The sequence below is a fragment of the Nocardia grenadensis genome, from assembly GCF_050942415.1.
GTDB lineage: Bacteria > Actinomycetota > Actinomycetes > Mycobacteriales > Mycobacteriaceae > Nocardia > Nocardia grenadensis.
On record NZ_CP192054.1, the window covers coordinates 4,303,753 to 4,319,651 of the forward strand.

At 69.7% G+C, this 15,899-nt stretch carries 13 protein-coding genes and 1 pseudogene; 5 read left to right on the forward strand and 9 right to left on the reverse strand.

What is annotated here, in order from left to right; genetic code table 11:
• Together efp and ACQPYS_RS19605 are read right to left on the reverse strand one after the other, a co-directional pair.
• Window positions 1–564, reverse strand: a complete 564-nt coding sequence (gene efp, locus ACQPYS_RS19600; RefSeq protein ID WP_063039977.1) for an elongation factor P — start codon at window positions 562–564, stop codon at window positions 1–3.
• A 36-nt stretch (window positions 565–600) separates the two neighbouring features.
• Window positions 601–1,737: a M24 family metallopeptidase gene (locus ACQPYS_RS19605; protein ID WP_431939629.1), complete on the reverse strand. Its 1,137-nt coding sequence runs from the start codon at window positions 1,735–1,737 to the stop codon at window positions 601–603.
• Window positions 1,738–1,906: 169 nt separating this feature from the next.
• On the opposite strand from ACQPYS_RS19605, the gene ACQPYS_RS19610 reads away from it, so the two are divergent.
• The 4 genes and pseudogenes from ACQPYS_RS19610 (at window position 1,907) to aroB (ending at window position 5,717) form a co-directional block, all read left to right on the forward strand.
• Window positions 1,907–2,398, forward strand: a complete 492-nt coding sequence (locus ACQPYS_RS19610; RefSeq protein WP_433490418.1) for a prepilin peptidase — start codon at window positions 1,907–1,909, stop codon at window positions 2,396–2,398.
• 96 nt (window positions 2,399–2,494) lie between these two features.
• A complete protein-coding gene (gene aroC, locus ACQPYS_RS19615) occupies window positions 2,495–3,712 on the forward strand; it encodes a chorismate synthase (protein WP_431939798.1) in 1,218 nt (405 codons plus the stop codon).
• Window positions 3,712–4,230: pseudogene (locus tag ACQPYS_RS19620) on the forward strand (shikimate kinase); the annotation flags it as partial. The gene aroC and the pseudogene ACQPYS_RS19620, both read left to right, overlap by 1 nt.
• A gap of 368 nt (window positions 4,231–4,598) precedes the next feature.
• A complete protein-coding gene (gene aroB, locus ACQPYS_RS19625; RefSeq protein ID WP_433490419.1) occupies window positions 4,599–5,717 on the forward strand; it encodes a 3-dehydroquinate synthase in 1,119 nt (372 codons plus the stop codon).
• A 204-nt stretch (window positions 5,718–5,921) separates the two neighbouring features.
• Here the strand turns inward: aroB and ACQPYS_RS19630 are convergent, their stop codons facing one another.
• From ACQPYS_RS19630 to ACQPYS_RS19660, 7 genes are all read right to left on the reverse strand, one after another.
• Entirely contained in the window at window positions 5,922–6,392 is a 471-nt protein-coding gene (locus ACQPYS_RS19630) for a B-4DMT family transporter (protein ID WP_245664714.1), read from the reverse strand.
• A 68-nt stretch (window positions 6,393–6,460) separates the two neighbouring features.
• Window positions 6,461–7,300 (reverse strand): shikimate dehydrogenase, encoded by an 840-nt coding sequence (locus ACQPYS_RS19635; protein ID WP_433490420.1) that lies wholly within the window; start codon window positions 7,298–7,300, stop codon window positions 6,461–6,463.
• Entirely contained in the window at window positions 7,290–8,762 is a 1,473-nt protein-coding gene (locus ACQPYS_RS19640) for an endolytic transglycosylase MltG (RefSeq protein ID WP_431939634.1), read from the reverse strand. Before ACQPYS_RS19640 ends, ACQPYS_RS19635 begins: the two co-directional genes overlap by 11 nt.
• Complete coding sequence (gene ruvX, locus ACQPYS_RS19645) at window positions 8,759–9,349, reverse strand: Holliday junction resolvase RuvX (protein ID WP_063039993.1); 591 nt, start codon at window positions 9,347–9,349, stop codon at window positions 8,759–8,761. The genes ACQPYS_RS19640 and ruvX overlap by 4 nt, the downstream gene beginning before the upstream one ends.
• Entirely contained in the window at window positions 9,349–12,027 is a 2,679-nt protein-coding gene (alaS, locus tag ACQPYS_RS19650) for an alanine--tRNA ligase (protein ID WP_433490421.1), read from the reverse strand. The genes ruvX and alaS overlap by 1 nt, the downstream gene beginning before the upstream one ends.
• Before the next feature lie 36 nt (window positions 12,028–12,063).
• Window positions 12,064–13,434: a replication-associated recombination protein A gene (locus ACQPYS_RS19655; RefSeq protein WP_063039997.1), complete on the reverse strand. Its 1,371-nt coding sequence runs from the start codon at window positions 13,432–13,434 to the stop codon at window positions 12,064–12,066.
• Between the two features lie 102 nt (window positions 13,435–13,536).
• Window positions 13,537–14,703: a hypothetical protein gene (locus ACQPYS_RS19660; protein ID WP_063039999.1), complete on the reverse strand. Its 1,167-nt coding sequence runs from the start codon at window positions 14,701–14,703 to the stop codon at window positions 13,537–13,539.
• A 191-nt stretch (window positions 14,704–14,894) separates the two neighbouring features.
• Between ACQPYS_RS19660 and ACQPYS_RS19665 the strand changes: the two genes are divergently transcribed.
• Window positions 14,895–15,899 (forward strand): hypothetical protein, encoded by a 1,005-nt coding sequence (locus tag ACQPYS_RS19665; protein WP_433490422.1) that lies wholly within the window; start codon window positions 14,895–14,897, stop codon window positions 15,897–15,899.

The window sequence follows — 15,899 nt, forward strand, 5'->3', positions numbered from 1 at the left end:
TCAGGAGTTGACGCGGCCCAGGTAGCTGCCGTCGCGGGTATCGATGCGGAGTTTGTCACCGGTGTTGATGAACAGCGGGACCTGGACCTCGGCACCGGTCTCGACGGTGGCGGGCTTGGTGCCGCCGGTGGAGCGGTCGCCCTGCAGACCGATATCGGTGTGGGTGACCTCGAGCTCGGCGGTGACCGGGAGCTCCACGTACAGCGGCGCGCCCTCGTGCATGGCGACCTGCACGGTCATGTTCTCCAGCAGGAACCGGGCCTGCTCGCCGATGGTGCTCTCCGCGATGGCGATCTGGTCGAAGGTCTCGCCGTCCATGAAGACGTAATCGGAGCCGTCGTGGTACAGGTAGGTCATATCGCGGCGGTCGACCGTGGCGGTCTCCACCTTGACGCCCGCGTTGAAGGTTTTGTCGACGATCTTGCCCGACAGCACGTTCTTCAGCTTCGTCCGCACGAACGCGGGACCCTTGCCCGGCTTCACATGCTGGAACTCGACGATCTGCTGGAGATTACCGTCGATCTTCAGCACGAGGCCGTTCTTGAAGTCGCTGGTGTCCGCCACTGTCTTCGGGTCTCCTCGGTTCTCGGGCGATCGTCGTCATCCGACGACGATCAGATCTTTGCTGGTGTTGGTGAGCAGTTCCGGGCCCCCCTCGCGCACCACGAGCGTGTCCTCGATCCGGACCCCGCCGCGGCCGGGAAAGTACACACCTGGTTCGACGGTCACCGCCACGCCAGACTGGAGTGTACCCGTGCCGGTTTTGGCGATTCCGGGCGCTTCGTGGATGCGCAACCCCACCCCGTGCCCCAGCCCGTGGACGAACAGCGGACCGTGACCGGCGGCCGCGATGACCTCGCGGGCGGCGGCGTCCACATCGGCGCACGGCACACCGGGCCGCAGCGCCTCACGGCCGGCCCGCTGGGCGGCGTACACCAGGTCGTAGACCTCACGCTGCCAGGACGCGGGTTCGCCGAGTACGAAGGTCCGGGTCATATCCGAGTGGTAGCCATCCACCACGGCGCCGAAATCGATCTTCACGAAATCACCGGCGACCAGTACCGCCTCGGTGGGCCGGTGATGCGGAACGGCGGAATTCGCCCCGGACGCGACAATGGTCTCGAAGGCGATCCCGGCCGCCCCGCGCTCGAACATCGCCCATTCCAGATCCCGGGCCACCTGACGCTCGGTACGGCCCGGCCGCAGCGCCCCGGTCTCCAGCAGTGCCGCCAAGGCCCCGTCACCGACGGCGCAGGCGCTGCGCAGCCGGTCGATCTCGTACTCGTCCTTGACCATGCGCAACTGCTCGACCAGGCCCGGCGTCGCCACGAACTCCAGACCGGAGCCGAGCTCGAGCAGCGCGCGGTACTGATCGACGGTCACGATATGGCTCTCGTACCCCAGCCGCCCGAACTGCCACTCCCCCGCCAGTTCCACCACCCGGCGCGAGACCGCCCGGGCGATCTCGGCACGTAGATCGGGAACCTGCTCGGCGACCTGGGTGTCGTAGCGGCCGTCGGTCGCGATCACGGTGCGGTCCTCCGCGCCCGGGGTGTCCCACGAGTGCACCAGCAGCGCGGCGTTCGATCCGGTGAATCCGGTGAGATAGCGGATGTTCACCAGATCGGTGACCAGCAGGCCGTCGATCTCGTTCTGGACCAGCAGGTTGCGCAGTGCACCGCGCCGGGCAGCGTAATCGGGCCGGACCCGCGGGCCCCGACCGGCATCAGCAGACATGGCATAAAAGTACCGCCGACCCGGCCCGCGCACACGGGCCGACCGGACCACGGACGGTTCCGAAGATGAGGACCACTCGCTGTTCACACCTCGGCCACGGCGGCACACGTTATCCACAGATCGCTTTTCCCGCCCCCGGCAGGGCCCGCCGGCGGCGATCGTGGACGGCATGACGACCCTCGGCTTCCTGACGTTGACCGTCTGGTGCGCGGCGCTGAGCGTCGGCGATATCCGTTCCCGACGCCTACCGAACCTGCTCACGGTGCCCGGAGCCGTCGGCGTGCTCGGTTACGCGGCGCTGACCGGGCGCTTCCACACCGCCGCCTGGGGTGCGGCACTGCTCGCGACTCCTTATCTGCTGATCCATCTGACACGCCCGGCCGCGCTCGGGGCCGGTGATGTGAAACTGGCCGTGGGGCTGGGTGCGGCCGCCGGGCTGGGTGGCGGGCAGGTCTGGGTCTGGTCGGCCGTCGCGGCACCGGTGTGTACCGCGATCGCCGGAGTGGGCGCACTGCTCGGATCCCGGGCGGGCCGCCGGATGTTCGGCGGCCGGTACCGCTTCGCCGACCCGCGGGCACCCGCACCGGAACACGCCGGACGCACGGTCCCGCACGGTCCGTCGATGTGTGCGGCGACACTTCTCGGACTGGCCCTGTGGTGACCCCGCGGCAATCCCGGCGACGGTGCACTTCCCGGGGCGATGAGCACCGCCGACCGCCTCCCCCGTCCGTCGCGCCGACATGGGAAGATGGTCGGCGTGCTGCGCTGGATAACTGCTGGAGAATCCCATGGACCCGCTCTCGTCGCCATCCTGGAAGGGATGGTCGCCGGTGTCGAGGTGACCTCGGAGGAGATCTCCGCACAGCTGGCGCGCCGACGGCTGGGCTACGGTCGCGGCGCCCGGATGAAGTTCGAGGCCGATAAGGTCACCGTGATCGGCGGGGTCCGCCACGGCCGCACCATGGGCGGGCCGATCGCCGTCGAGATCGCCAATTCCGAATGGCCCAAGTGGACCACCGTCATGTCCGCCGACCCCGTCGACGAGGCCGAACTGGCCGAACTGGCCCGCAACGCCCCGCTCACCCGCCCCCGCCCCGGCCATGCCGACTACTCGGGCATGCTCAAATACGGTTTCGACGACGCCCGCCCGGTGCTGGAACGCGCCAGTGCCCGCGAAACGGCGGCCCGGGTCGCGGCCGGAACCGTGGCGCGGGCCTTCCTCCGCCAAGCTCTCGGCGTGGAGGTCGTCTCCCATGTGATCTCCATCGGTACGGCCGCGAACACCACCGGGGTGGTCCCCACCGGCGCCGATCTGGCAGCGATCGACGAGAGCCCGGTGCGCGCGTTCGACGCCGACGCCGAGGCGGCCATGATCGCCGAGATCGAGGCGGCGAAGAAGGACGGCGACACGCTGGGCGGGGTGGTCGAGGTCGTGGTCACCGGACTGCCGATCGGACTCGGCTCCTTCACCAGCGGCGAGAACCGGCTGGACTCGCGGCTCGCGGCGGCGCTCATGGGTATCCAGGCCATCAAGGGCGTCGAGGTCGGCGACGGTTTCGAGACAGCGCGGCGACGCGGTAGCCAGGCCCACGACGAGATGCGGCCCGGCAGTGACGGCGTCCTGCGCTCCACCAACCGCGCCGGCGGTCTCGAGGGCGGGATGACCAATGGGGAGGCCCTGCGCGTACGTGCGGCCATGAAACCCATCTCCACGGTGCCGCGCGCGCTGGCCACGGTCGATATGTCCACCGGCGAAGAAGCCGTGGCGATCCACCAGCGTTCCGATGTCTGTGCCGTCCCGGCGGCCGGGGTGGTCGCCGAATCGATGGTCGCACTGGTGGTGGCCCAGGCCGCGCTGGAGAAATTCGGCGGCGATTCGCTCGCCGAGACGGTCGGCAACCTCGACGGCTACCTGAAGCGGATCAGCGGGCGCCCCCACCTGAACCCGGGCGATACCGTCGCCGACCCGGCGTAATGACCGAGCAGACCGGTCCGCACGGCCCGCTGGTAGTGCTGATCGGCCCGCCCGGGGCGGGCAAGACCACCATCGGCCGCAAACTCGCCCGGGAACTCGGCGTCGAGCTCTACGACACCGACGCCGGGATCGAGGAGGCGACCGGCCGGACCATCCCGGAGATCTTCGCCGACGACGGGGAAACCGAATTCCGCCGGATCGAGGAAGAGGTGGTCGGCGACGCGCTCGCCACGCGCCGCGGTGTCGTTTCCCTCGGTGGCGGCGCGGTGCTCTCCGAACGCACCCGGGCCCTGCTCCACGACCGGACCGTGGTGTACCTGGAGATCAGCATCGCCGAGGGACTGCGCCGCACGGGCGCCGGTACCCACCGGCCGCTGCTGGGCGGCGCCGACCCCGGCACGAAATACCGGGAACTCATGCGGACCCGGCGGCCGCTCTACCGCGAGGTGACCTCGGTCCGGGTGCGCACCGACGGCCGCAGTCCGGGCCGCGTGGTCCGCTCGATCCTGGGGAAGCTCGCACTGGAGTCGGTCCGGGTGGCCGCCGACACGCCCGACACAGCTCTTCCCGGAGGCGCAGGTACCCAGCGCACCAGCAGGTCCCGGGCCCGCCGGCGAGCCCGGGCGCGGGCGCGCCGGGCCGCGGCACAACGCGCGGCGACCCCCGCCGAGGCCGGTACTCCGGCCGCCACCGGAGACGATGTCGCGGCACCGGACACCCCGGGAAGCAGCCCCGGAACATCACCGGCCACCGAGCCCACGCAGGCCGCCGACAACGATCTGCGCACCCCGGGCAGGTCCCGGCGGGCGCGCGCCAGACGGGCCCGGGCACGGCGGCAGCAACGAGAACAGGCCGAACAGCCACAAACAGGATCGGAGCAGCACACGTGACAGAACCGACGCGTATCGAGGTCCGCACCGCACAGCCCTATCCGGTGATCATCGGCCGCGGTTTGCTCGGGGACCTCGTCGAGGCGGTCACCGGCGCCGGCGGTGTACGGACCGTCGCCCTGTTCCATCAGCCGTCGCTGGTCGAGACCGCCGAGGTGGTGCGCACCACGCTGGCCGAGGCCGGCCTGGACGCCCACCGCATCGAGATCCCGGACGCCGAGGCGGGCAAGGAACTCGCCGTCGCCGGTTTCTGCTGGGAGGTACTGGGCCGGATCGGCCTCACCCGCAACGATGTGGTGGTGAGCCTCGGCGGTGGCGCGGCCACCGATCTCGCCGGATTCGTCGCCGCGACCTGGATGCGCGGGGTGAAGGTCGTCCACGTACCTACGACGCTGCTGGCCATGGTGGACGCCGCGGTGGGGGGTAAGACCGGTATAAACACCGAGGCCGGGAAGAACCTCGTCGGCTGCTTCCACGAGCCGTCCGCGGTGCTGGTCGATCTGGTGACCCTGGAAACCGTGCCGCGCAACGAGATCGTGGCAGGTATGGCGGAGATCATCAAGGCCGGGTTCATCGCCGACCCGGTGATCCTCGACCTGGTCGAACAGGACCCACAGGCCGCGCTGGACCCGACCGGCGAGGTACTGCCGGAGCTCATCCGCCGGGCAGTGGCCGTCAAGGCGGAGGTGGTCGCGGCCGATCTGAAGGAGTCCGCGCTGCGCGAGATCCTGAATTACGGCCACACGCTGGGCCATGCGATCGAACGCCGGGAACGCTACCGCTGGCGGCACGGCGCGGCGGTGTCGGTGGGCTTGGTCTTCGCCGCGGAATTGGGCCGGCTGGCCGGCCGGCTCGACGACACCACCGCCGACCGGCACCGCAGCATCCTGGAGAGCGTCGGGCTGCCCACCACCTACGATCCCGACGCGCTGCCGCAACTGCTGGAAAGTATGCAGACCGACAAGAAGACCCGTTCCGGCGTGCTGCGGTTCGTGGTGCTCGACGGACCGGCCAGACCCGGCCGGTTGGAAGGTCCCGACCCGGCCCTGCTCGCCGCCGCGTATTCGGCGGTCGCCGGCTCTGGATCCACCGGAGGTAGCGCGATCCTGCTGTGAGACCTGTGGGCCGCGATCGCGGCCCTACAGCACGGTACGCATCCTGTCCCCGGGGGGACTCGACCGATCCAGGCCCTCATCTCGGTGCCGACACCAACCGGGTGCGGCGGGCGGCGGCCGTGACCCCAGGCAATTCCGCCGGTCCGAGCCCGTCCCGCCCGCCGCAGCGGGCACCTTGCCGGCGGGTGCGGGCTCGTCGGACAGTCAGGCGGGCGAACCGAGTGCGGGCGTGATGCCGCCCGCCGAACGCTCGTTGTCGCGGCTGCCCAGCCGCCGTCCGATGGCCACCCCGACGAGTCCGGGTACGAAGACCAGCAGGACGATGAACGCCGACGCGGCGGTGGCCTCGAACAGCAGGCCGCCGTCGCCCAGGTCGACCTTCGGCAGGAAATCGAGTAGCCAGGACACCAGCCCACTGCCCAGGCCGGCGACCACCGCGGTCTGCAGCCACCGAATCGTCAGATCCGCGCCCTGTTCGGGGTTCGGGTGCTCGTGGCGGTCGGCCCGGCCGTCGCGCACACCCCAGGCCACCGCGGCACCGATCAGCACCACCAGGCACAGCAGCCGCAACCACACACCGTAGGTCGGGATGTAGCCCATCGCGAACCCGAGGAGCACCCGCAGGGCGACGGCCAGCCCACCGAGCGCCAGTGCCCGCAACAACCACGCAGTCATGCCGATCACCATAACGCTCCCGCGCACCGGACTAGAACCCGTTACAGATATTCGCCGAGTCCGGTGCGCTAGCGGTGACCTCCGCCGAGATCGGCGAGCGCGGCGGCCATCGCTTCCCGGGGTGCGGGGCGGCCGGTGAACTGCTCGACCTGACCGTAGGCCTGTTCCAGCAGCATCTGCAGACCACCGATCACCGTATGCCCGGCGGCGGCGACCGCCTCGGCCAGCGGTGTGGGCCACGGGTCGTACAACGCGTCGAGTACCACGGGAGCCGCGGCCACCGATCCGGCGACCGCCGCCGCGGCGACGTACGGGACGGTACTCACCGCGGCGTCCGCGCGGCGGCAGACATCGGCCAGCTCCGGCGCGTCGAATCCGATCACCCGGACGGCCACGCCGAGCCGCTCGGCGAGTTCCCGCGCACCTGCCGCGCGGCCGGCATCACGGGCGACGATGGTGATGGTCGTGGCGCCGAGTTCGGCCAGCGCCAGCAGCGCGGGCCGGGCGGTGCCCCCGGCGCCCAGCACCACCGCCTCGGACAGTTCCCGCACCCCGCCGCCCCGCAGCGCGCCCAGTACCCCGTCCACATCGGTGCAGTCGGCACGCCAGCCGGTCGCCGTCCGCACCAGAGTGTTGGCCGAACCGACGAGTACCGCGCGTTCGGTGCGCACCTGCGCGTATGCGAGGGCCGCCTCCTTGCCCGGCATGGTCACCGACAATCCGGCCCATTCCGGGCCGAGTCCCGCCACCAGACCGGGCAACCGGTCGGCGGTGCATTCGATCCGCTCGTAGGTCCAGTCCAGGCCCAGGGCACGGTACGCCGCCAGATGCAGCTGCGGGGATTTCGAATGGGTGATGGGGCTGCCGAGCACAGCGGCGCGGCGCGGGCCCGCCGGTTCAGCGCCCACTGTCCAGGATCCCGCTCTCCAACGCCAGTTCGATGTTCTGCAGATGTTCGGAGTAGCTCTGGGTGAACAGCGTCGTCCCTTCCTTGTCGACCGTCACGAAGTACAGCCACGTCCCTGGCTCTGGCTCCTCCATGGCCTCCAGCGCCGCGATCGAGGGCGAGGAGATCGGGGTCGCGGGCAACCCGGCCATGGCGTAGGTGTTCCACGGGGTGGTCTGCCCGCGATCGGCGTCGGTGGTCGCCACCTCGGTTTTGTCGAGTGCGTAGTTGACGGTGGAATCGAACTGCAACGGCTGGTCGATCTCCAGCCGGTTCACGATCACCCGGGCCACCTTGCTCATATCCTGCGGCAGCGCCTCGCGTTCCACGAGGGAGGCGCCGATCAAGGTTTCGTACGGGCTCAGCCCGTTGATCCGGCCGGATTCCAGCAGCCCGGTGGACTCGTAGCTGCGGGCGCTCTCGGTCACCAGCTGCCGCAGGATGTCCAGCGCGGAACCGCTCGGATCGAAATCCCAACTGCCGGCGGCGATGAGGCCCTCGAGCTGGCGGGCCCGGTCGGGCACCGTGCGGACCGACTCCACGGCCCATTCCGGGACGCCGAGCGCGGCCGGATCGGCGGTCGCGCCGGCCTGCTCGAGTTCTTCATAGGTGACACAGCGGCGTTCGGGTTCGGCACCCACACAGCTGGCGGCGGCGATCTTGGTGTAGATGCCCTCCTTGCGCGCGCCGGTATTCACATCGTGCTGATCGTGTAGTTGCCGGCCTTCGGAGACGACGACATTGCCGACCCGTGATCCGGGCGTGACGAGTGCCGCGACCGCGTCCGCGGCCGGACTGTGCACCGGGATTGCGTAGTAGCCGGGCTGGACCGAGTTCATCCCCTCGTCCTGCACGGCGGCCTCGTAGAAGGCGGCGGAACTGGCGACGATTCCCGCCTCCGCCATCGTCGAAGCGATCTCGGTGGCGGTATCGCCGGATTTCACCTGGACCACCACGGGCGCACCGGCGGGGCCGGCGAAATCCTCGGCCGGGGTGTAGCGGTTGACCAGCTTGTACACCCCCGCCCCGACGACCAGCACCAGCAGGACCCCGGCGGCCACCCAGATCAGCCGCCGGCGGCCGCCCTCTTGTTTACGGGCGGCCTTCCGGGCCGCTGCCCGGCCGCCGCGGGCCGGCGCGGTCCGCGCGCCGGCGCGGCGGCGCGGGCGCGGCTCGGGTTCGGGCTCGTCGTCGAAATCGTCGTCATAGTCGTCTTCGTCCACATAGCGGGGAATGACGGCGGTGTCGTCGTCCTCATAGGGATCCCAGCCGTCCTCGGGTTCGTCGGCCCAGTCCGGCTCGTCGGCGACCGGTGTGGCGGAGGCCCGGCGGGACCGCTCCCATGCCTTGTCGTCGCGGCGATATTTTCGCTCGGCCTCACGCTGCCGGAATTGCGCTTCCGCCCGCGCCCATCGATCCGTCATTCATCGTCTCCGGACAACGCGGTACGTGCCGCGTCCTCGGCCGACCTCATCACAGAACTCCGTTCGTCCAACCAGCTCTGCAGGATCGACACAGCAGCAGCCTGGTCGATCACCTGCCGCTGTCCGCGCGCTCGAACACCGCTGTCCCGCAGAGCGCGTGCAGCAGACACCGTAGTCAAACGTTCGTCGGAAAGCCGGATCGGCACTTCGGGCAGCGAGTCGCGCAATCTTCCGGCGAACTCTGTCGCCATGCGCGCCGAGGTCCCTTTCTCGCCGCGCAACGTGCGGGGCAGCCCGACGATGATCTCCACCGCTTCGTACTCGTCCGCGATCGCCGCGATACGCGCGATGTCGGCGCCCGGTCCGGCAGTGCCGGCCCGGGCGCCCCGCGGCGGCCGCCCGGCGCGCCGGGAGCCGGTATCGCGGGGCACGGTCTCCACCGGGGTCGCGAGGATTCCGTCGGGATCACTCGCGGCGACCCCGATCCGCACACTGCCCACATCGATGCCCAGCCGTCGGCCCCGGCCCGGATCCGTGGCAGGATCGGGCCGGTCGACGGGCGGGTCGTCCAGCGAGCCCACCGTCATCAGCCGGCGTGCGCGCCGATGTGATCGCGTACCGCCGCCAGACCCGCGTCGATACCCGACGGGTCCGAGCCCGCGCCCTGCGCCATCTCCGGCTTACCGCCGCCGCGGCCGGAGATCCGTGGCCCGAAGACGGCCACCAGTTCACCGGCGGCGAAACCGAGGGCCTGGGCGGGCTTGTTCACGGTCACCACGAACGGCACCTTGCCCTCGTTATTTCCGAGCAACACCACGATGGCGGGGGTGGTACCCAGCCGACCCCGGATATCGGTGGCCAGAGTACGCAGATCGCCCGCCGCGACCCCCTCGGGCGCGGCGGCCGCGACCAGCAGCACATTCCCGAGGCGTTCGGCGGAGTCGGCATAGGAACCCGCCGACGACAGCACGGCCGCGATCTTGGTCCGGTCGAGTTCCTTCTCGGCGACGCGCAGCCGGTCCACCAACTGCTCGACCCGCCCGGGCACCTCGTCCGAGGGCACCTTCAGCATCGAGGCGACCCCGGCCAGCAACGCACGTTCCTTGGCCAGATATTGATAGGAGTCCAACCCGACGAACGCCTCCACCCGGCGCACGCCCGAACCCACCGACGACTCGCCGAGTAGGGTGATCGGGCCGATCTGCGAGGAATGACCCACATGGGTACCACCGCAGAGTTCCATAGAGAACGGTCCGCCGATCTCGACCACGCGGACCCGGTCACCGTAGTTCTCCCCGAACAGTGCCAGCGCGCCCATTTCCTTGGCCTTGGGCAGATCGGTGACGAAGGTGTTCACCGGGAAATCCGCGCCGACGCCGTCGTTGGACACCGCCTCGATATCGGCCTTCTGCTGCTCGCTGAGCTGCCCCTGCCAGTTGAAGTCGAACCGTAGGTAGCCCGGTTTGTTCAGCGAACCCGCCTGGACCGCGTTCGGCCCCAGCACCTGGCGCAGCGCGGCGTGCACCATATGGGTACCGGAATGCCCCTGGGTTGCGCCGCGCCGCCAGCCCGGATCGACCTGGGCCAGCACCACATCCCCCTCGGTGATCTGCCCCTCTTCGACGGTGCACCGATGCACCCACAGCTTCTTCGCGATCTTCTGCACATCGTTGACGACGAGTTTCGTCCCCGCCGCGGTGATCGTGCCGCGGTCGGCGATCTGACCACCGGATTCCGCGTAGAGCGGGCTGCGGTCCAGGATCACCTCGATATCGGTGCCCGCCGGCGCGGTCGGCACCCGGACTCCCTCGGAGATCAGGGCCAGCACATGGGCCTCGGAGGTCAGCTCGTCGAAACCGGTGAACTCCGTATCGCCGCGGTCGACCAGGTCCTTGTACACCGAAAGATCGGCATGCGCGTGCTTGCGGGCGTGCGCGTCCTCCTTCGCCCGCCGCCGCTGCTCGGCCATGAGCGTGCGGAAGCCGTCCTCGTCCACCGAGAGGCCGGCTTCCGCGGCCATCTCCAAGGTCAGATCGATCGGGAAACCGTAGGTGTCGTGCAGGGTGAAGGCGTCGGCGCCGGAGATGGTGCCGGTGCCGCCACGCGGGGTCGCCGACCTGACCTGCTCCGCTGTTTCGTCGAACAGCTTCGAGCCCGTGCTCAGGGTTTTGCGGAACGCCGTCTCCTCGCCGACCGCGACGGTTTCGATCCGCGCGTAGTCGGTGGACAGCTCGGGATACGAGGGCGCCATGAGCTCGCTCACCACCCGCATGAACTCGCTCATCACCGGCTGTTCGGCGCCGAGCAGCCGGGCCGAGCGGACGATGCGGCGGAGTAACCGGCGCAGTACGTAGCCGCGGCCGTCGTTACCGGGGTTGACGCCGTCGGCGATCAGCATGGCCGAGGTGCGCGCGTGGTCGGCGATCACCCGGAACCGGACGTCGTCGGCGTGTTCGACACCGTAGGAGCGGCCGGTCAGTTCCTCGGCCTTGTCGATGATGGGACGCAGCAGATCGGTTTCGTAGACATTGTCGACACCCTGCAGCAGCAGGGCGATGCGCTCGACGCCCATCCCGGTATCGATGTTCTTCTTCGGCAGGACCCCCACCGGCGGAAAGCCCAGTTTCGGGCTGTCCTCGCCGCGGATATCCTGCATGAAGACCAGGTTCCAGATCTCCAGGTAGCGGTCCTCGTCGGCGACCGGGCCGCCGTCGCGGCCGTACTCGGGCCCACGGTCGTAGTAGATCTCCGAACAGGGCCCGCCGGGACCGGGCACGCCCATATCCCAGTAGTTGTCCTTACCGTCGCGGAACTGGATCCGCTCCGCGGGGATACCGGCCACCCGGCGCCAGATCTCGGCGGCCTCGGGATCGTCCTGGTAGGCGGTGACCCAGATCCGCTCCGGGTCGAATCCGTACCCGCCGTCCTCCTGCGCGTTGGTGATCAGCTCCCAGGCGAAGCGGATGGCGCCTTCCTTGAAGTAGTCGCCGAACGAGAAATTACCCGCCATCTGGAAGAACGTATTGTGCCGAGTGGTGACGCCGACTTCCTCGATATCACCGGTGCGCACACATTTCTGCACGCTGGTCGCGCGCGGGAACGGCGGCGTCTGCTGACCGAGGAAATACGGCTTGAACTGCACCATGCCCGCGTTCACGAACAGCAGGTTCGGGTCGTCGAGAATCAGCGATGCACTGGGCACCTCTGTATGCCCGGCACTTACGAAATGGTCCAGGAACCGCCGTCTGATCTCGTGGGTCTGCACGAATATCCAGCCTACCGGTGCCGCGCACCCGAATTGTCACCGAGCCGGGTTTCCGGGGCGCAGCCCGCGCACGATCCGGCGCAGCGTACTCACCCGGGGCCCGACGGCCCGCTCGTGACCGTGATCGGTGGGGTGGTAGTAGTCCACGCCCACGAGTTCGTCCGGCGGGTATTGCTGGGCGAGGACCCCGCCCGGGTCGTCGTGCGGGTAGCGGTAGCCCTGGGCATTGCCGAGCCGCTCCGCGCCCGCGTAGTGCCCGTCCCGCAGATGCGCGGGCACCGTGCCCGCCTTCCCGGCGGCCACATCGGCCATGGCCGCGCCGATGGCCGCGACCACCGCGCCCGATTTCGGCGCCGTCGCCAGATGGATGGTGGCCTGCGCCAGCGCCAGCCGCGCCTCCGGCAACCCGACCAGCTGCACTACCTGGGCCGCCGCGGTCGCCGTCTGCAGCGCGGTCGGGTCGGCCATGCCGATGTCCTCACTGGCATGGATCATCAGGCGGCGGGCGATGAAGCGCGGGTCCTCCCCCGCGGTCAGCATGCGGGCCAGATAGTGCAGCGCCGCGTCCACGTCGGAGCCGCGGATCGATTTGATGAACGCGCTGATCACGTCGTAGTGCTGGTCACCGGCCCGGTCGTAGCGGACGGCCGCCTTGTCGATACTGGCGGCCACGAGGTCGAGATCCACCGTCCCGTCCAGCGAGGATTCCGCCGAGGCCTCCAGCGCGGTGAGGGCCCGCCGGGCATCACCGCCGGCGATTCGCACGATGTGGTCGAGTGCCTCGCCGGTCACCGTGTACTGCCCGTCCAGACCGCGCGGATCGGCAATGGCCCGCGCGAGCACAGCCCGGATATCGTCCGTCCCGAGTGAGTGCAGCTGCAGCACCAGCGACCGCGACAGCAGCGGGGCCACCACCGAGAACGACGGATTCTCCGTGGTCGCGCCGACCAGCAGCACGATGCGGTTCTCGACGGCGGCCAGCAATGCGTCCTGCTGTGTCTTCGAGAAACGGTGCACCTCGTCGATGAACAGCACGGTCTGCTCGCCCGCGGTGAGTCGCCGCCGCGAGATATCGATGACCGCCCGTACCTCTTTGACCCCGGCCGACAGTGCCGACAGGGCCTCGAACCGGCGCCCGGTGGCATACGAGATCAGCGACGCGAGCGTCGTCTTCCCGGTGCCGGGCGGCCCGTACAGCAGCACCGACGCCGCGCCCGACCCCTCCACCAGCCGCCGCAGCGGCGAACCGGGGCCCAGCAGATGCTGCTGCCCGACGACCTCGTCGAGCGAGGCGGGCCGCATCCGCACCGCGAGCGGGGCACGCGCCCCGCCGTCCCGTGCGGTCTCGCCCGTGAAGGCGATATCCGGCGCCCCCGCACCGGGCATATCGAATAGACCGTCACTCATGCCAGCGACCGTACCGCCCGCCGCCGACACTCCGTCCGGCACGCGTACAGCATCCCGGGGCGGAGCCGGCGCCCATGGAGCGCAGGCGGTGCCGGGGCCTACTCAGCTGAAATGTTCGTCGAGGACCGCGCAGACGGCTTCGGCGAAATCACCGACGGCGTCGTTACCGAGGCATCGCGCGTCCTCGGCCAGACCGGCCCACCGGTTGAGCAGCGCGTCCGAGCGCGGTACCGACAGGCCGTGTTCGCGGGCGGCGGCGATGCGCGCGTGGTCGGCCGGGAGGAACCAGTAGGTGCTCAGCCATACCCAGATCAGCCGGGCCTCGAGGATCTTGTCCGCGAGCAGCGCGTCGTCGGCGAGGGCCGGCCAGACGCCGACCACTTCGGCGCGCCACGCCTCCACCATCTGCAGGGCTCGTTCGCGGGAGAGTTCGATATCGCAGAGGCATCCGGGGAAGGAGACCAGTGCGTAGGCGATATCGAGGGTGGCGTCCCGGAACCCGCCCCATTCGTAGTCGAGGATGCGGGCGCCTTCTTCGTTGAGGATCACATTGTCGGGGCACAGGTCCGACGGGCTGAACGCCCGGAACCGGCCGCCGGTGAACAGGCGCGCGCCATGCGCGATCTGTTCGCTCACCTCGTCGGGAACCTCCATGCCGAGTTCGCTCCGCAGCAGCGCGGGCATCTCCGCGACCGCGGCCTCCGCCTGCTGGGCGATTCCGTCGACCCGGTGCACGACATCGACACGGCGCAACAGAGCCACGAAATCGGGTTCTCGGCCCACGGTGGCGGCGTGCATCCGGCCGAGCGCCTGCGCGAACGCCATCATGGCATTGCGGGTGGCCGGTTCGGTCCCCGAACGCAGCACATCGGTGAGTTTGGTGTTCTCCCCGAGATCGCTGAGGACGAGCAACCGGTCGGGCAGGCTGTGCGCGATCAGGTAGGCGCCGGGACGCTCCCCGCGACTCAGCGCGGTGGTGAACTGGTAGGACACCGCCTCCCGGAGGAAGGCCGAATCGACGCTCGCCACACCCGGGGTGACGGTCACGTTCTTCGGGTCCGAGACCGACCCGCGCACCTGCTTGATGATCAGGGTGCGGGGTAGCGAGAAAGCGTTCTCGGCGACCCGGACGCGGAGGACGGTCGTCCGTCCACTGCCGCTGAGTTCGGTGGGGTCGCTCAGCTTCACCGGAGCACCCATTCGCTTTGTGAGCAACTGCTGTGCTGCGGATACGACTTCGGTGGCTCGTTCGGCCAGTAGTGCAGTCATCGCACCTCAAGTTACTCGCATTCGGTCACTTCTAGCGAGCGGTTGAACAACCTTTCCGTGTCGTTCGGCGTGTCCGCCGCGCTCCCCGCCGCTCGACCGGCCTGCTTGACACTGCTGTGCCGGTCGGGTTTTCTCGATCTGAACTGCTGTGCGCCACACCGGAAACCAGCTGCGTCGAAAGGTATGCCAGCGTGACCGACACACCGCGTTCCGCCCCGGCCTCTCCCGGCGATCCGGCAGGTGAGCAGCCCCCCGCCCCGGGTGGTCGGCGGCCCGCCCCCGTGCCCCCGGGCGGCAGCGCCGTGGTGAGCAGCGACACCCCGCTCCCCGGTACGCCACCACCGGCCGGCAAACCGCCCGCGACCGGGCAGGGCACCGGGGCGGAAACGTCCGGCGCCCCGGGCCACGCCCCACCGCCCGGGGCCGACGGCACACCGGGCCCAGCGGGCACCACACCACACGGCACCACCGAAGCCGGCGATGTCTCCGGTCAGCCGGTGTACGGCCCGCCCGGCACCGGACCGGATCCCAACATCCGAACCTACGGCTATCAGGCCTATGGCACCGGGTTCCCGGGCCGGCTCGATATCGGCCATGCGCTCAGCTACGGCTTGGAGAAGTTCAAGCTCAACCCGGGCCCGTGGGTCGCGGTCACCTCGCTCGGCCTGATCATCTATCTGCTGGTCTGTCTGGTCGTGCGGACGGTGGAGCCGCGCTCGGCACTCGCCTTGTTCCTGATATTCGCCGCTGTCATGGCCGGATTGTGGCTGCTACAGGCTGCCATGGTGCGGGGGGCCCTGTACGAAACCGACGGTTATCGGCCGGGTTTCGGCTCCTACTTCTATCTGGGCAGTATGGCGAACGCGTTCCTGACCGCGCTGCTCGCCTTCCTCGCGACCACCCTGGCCTCCGCGCTGTGCCTGCTCCCCGGGATCGCGGTGGGGATCGGCTGCATGTTCTCGCTGCACTTCGCGATCGAACAGGGACAGAGCCCGGTGGAGGCCATCAAGTCCAGCTTCCTGCTCGTGCTGCGGGACCCGGTACGGGTGCTGCTCCTGGTGCTCACCGTGATCGTGGTGACGGTACTGGGTCTGCTGGCCTGCGGGCTCGGCCTGCTGGTTGCGGGCCCGGTGGCGACGATCGCGGTCACCTACGCGTATCGCACGCTCACCGGGGGCCCGGTTTCACCCGTGTAG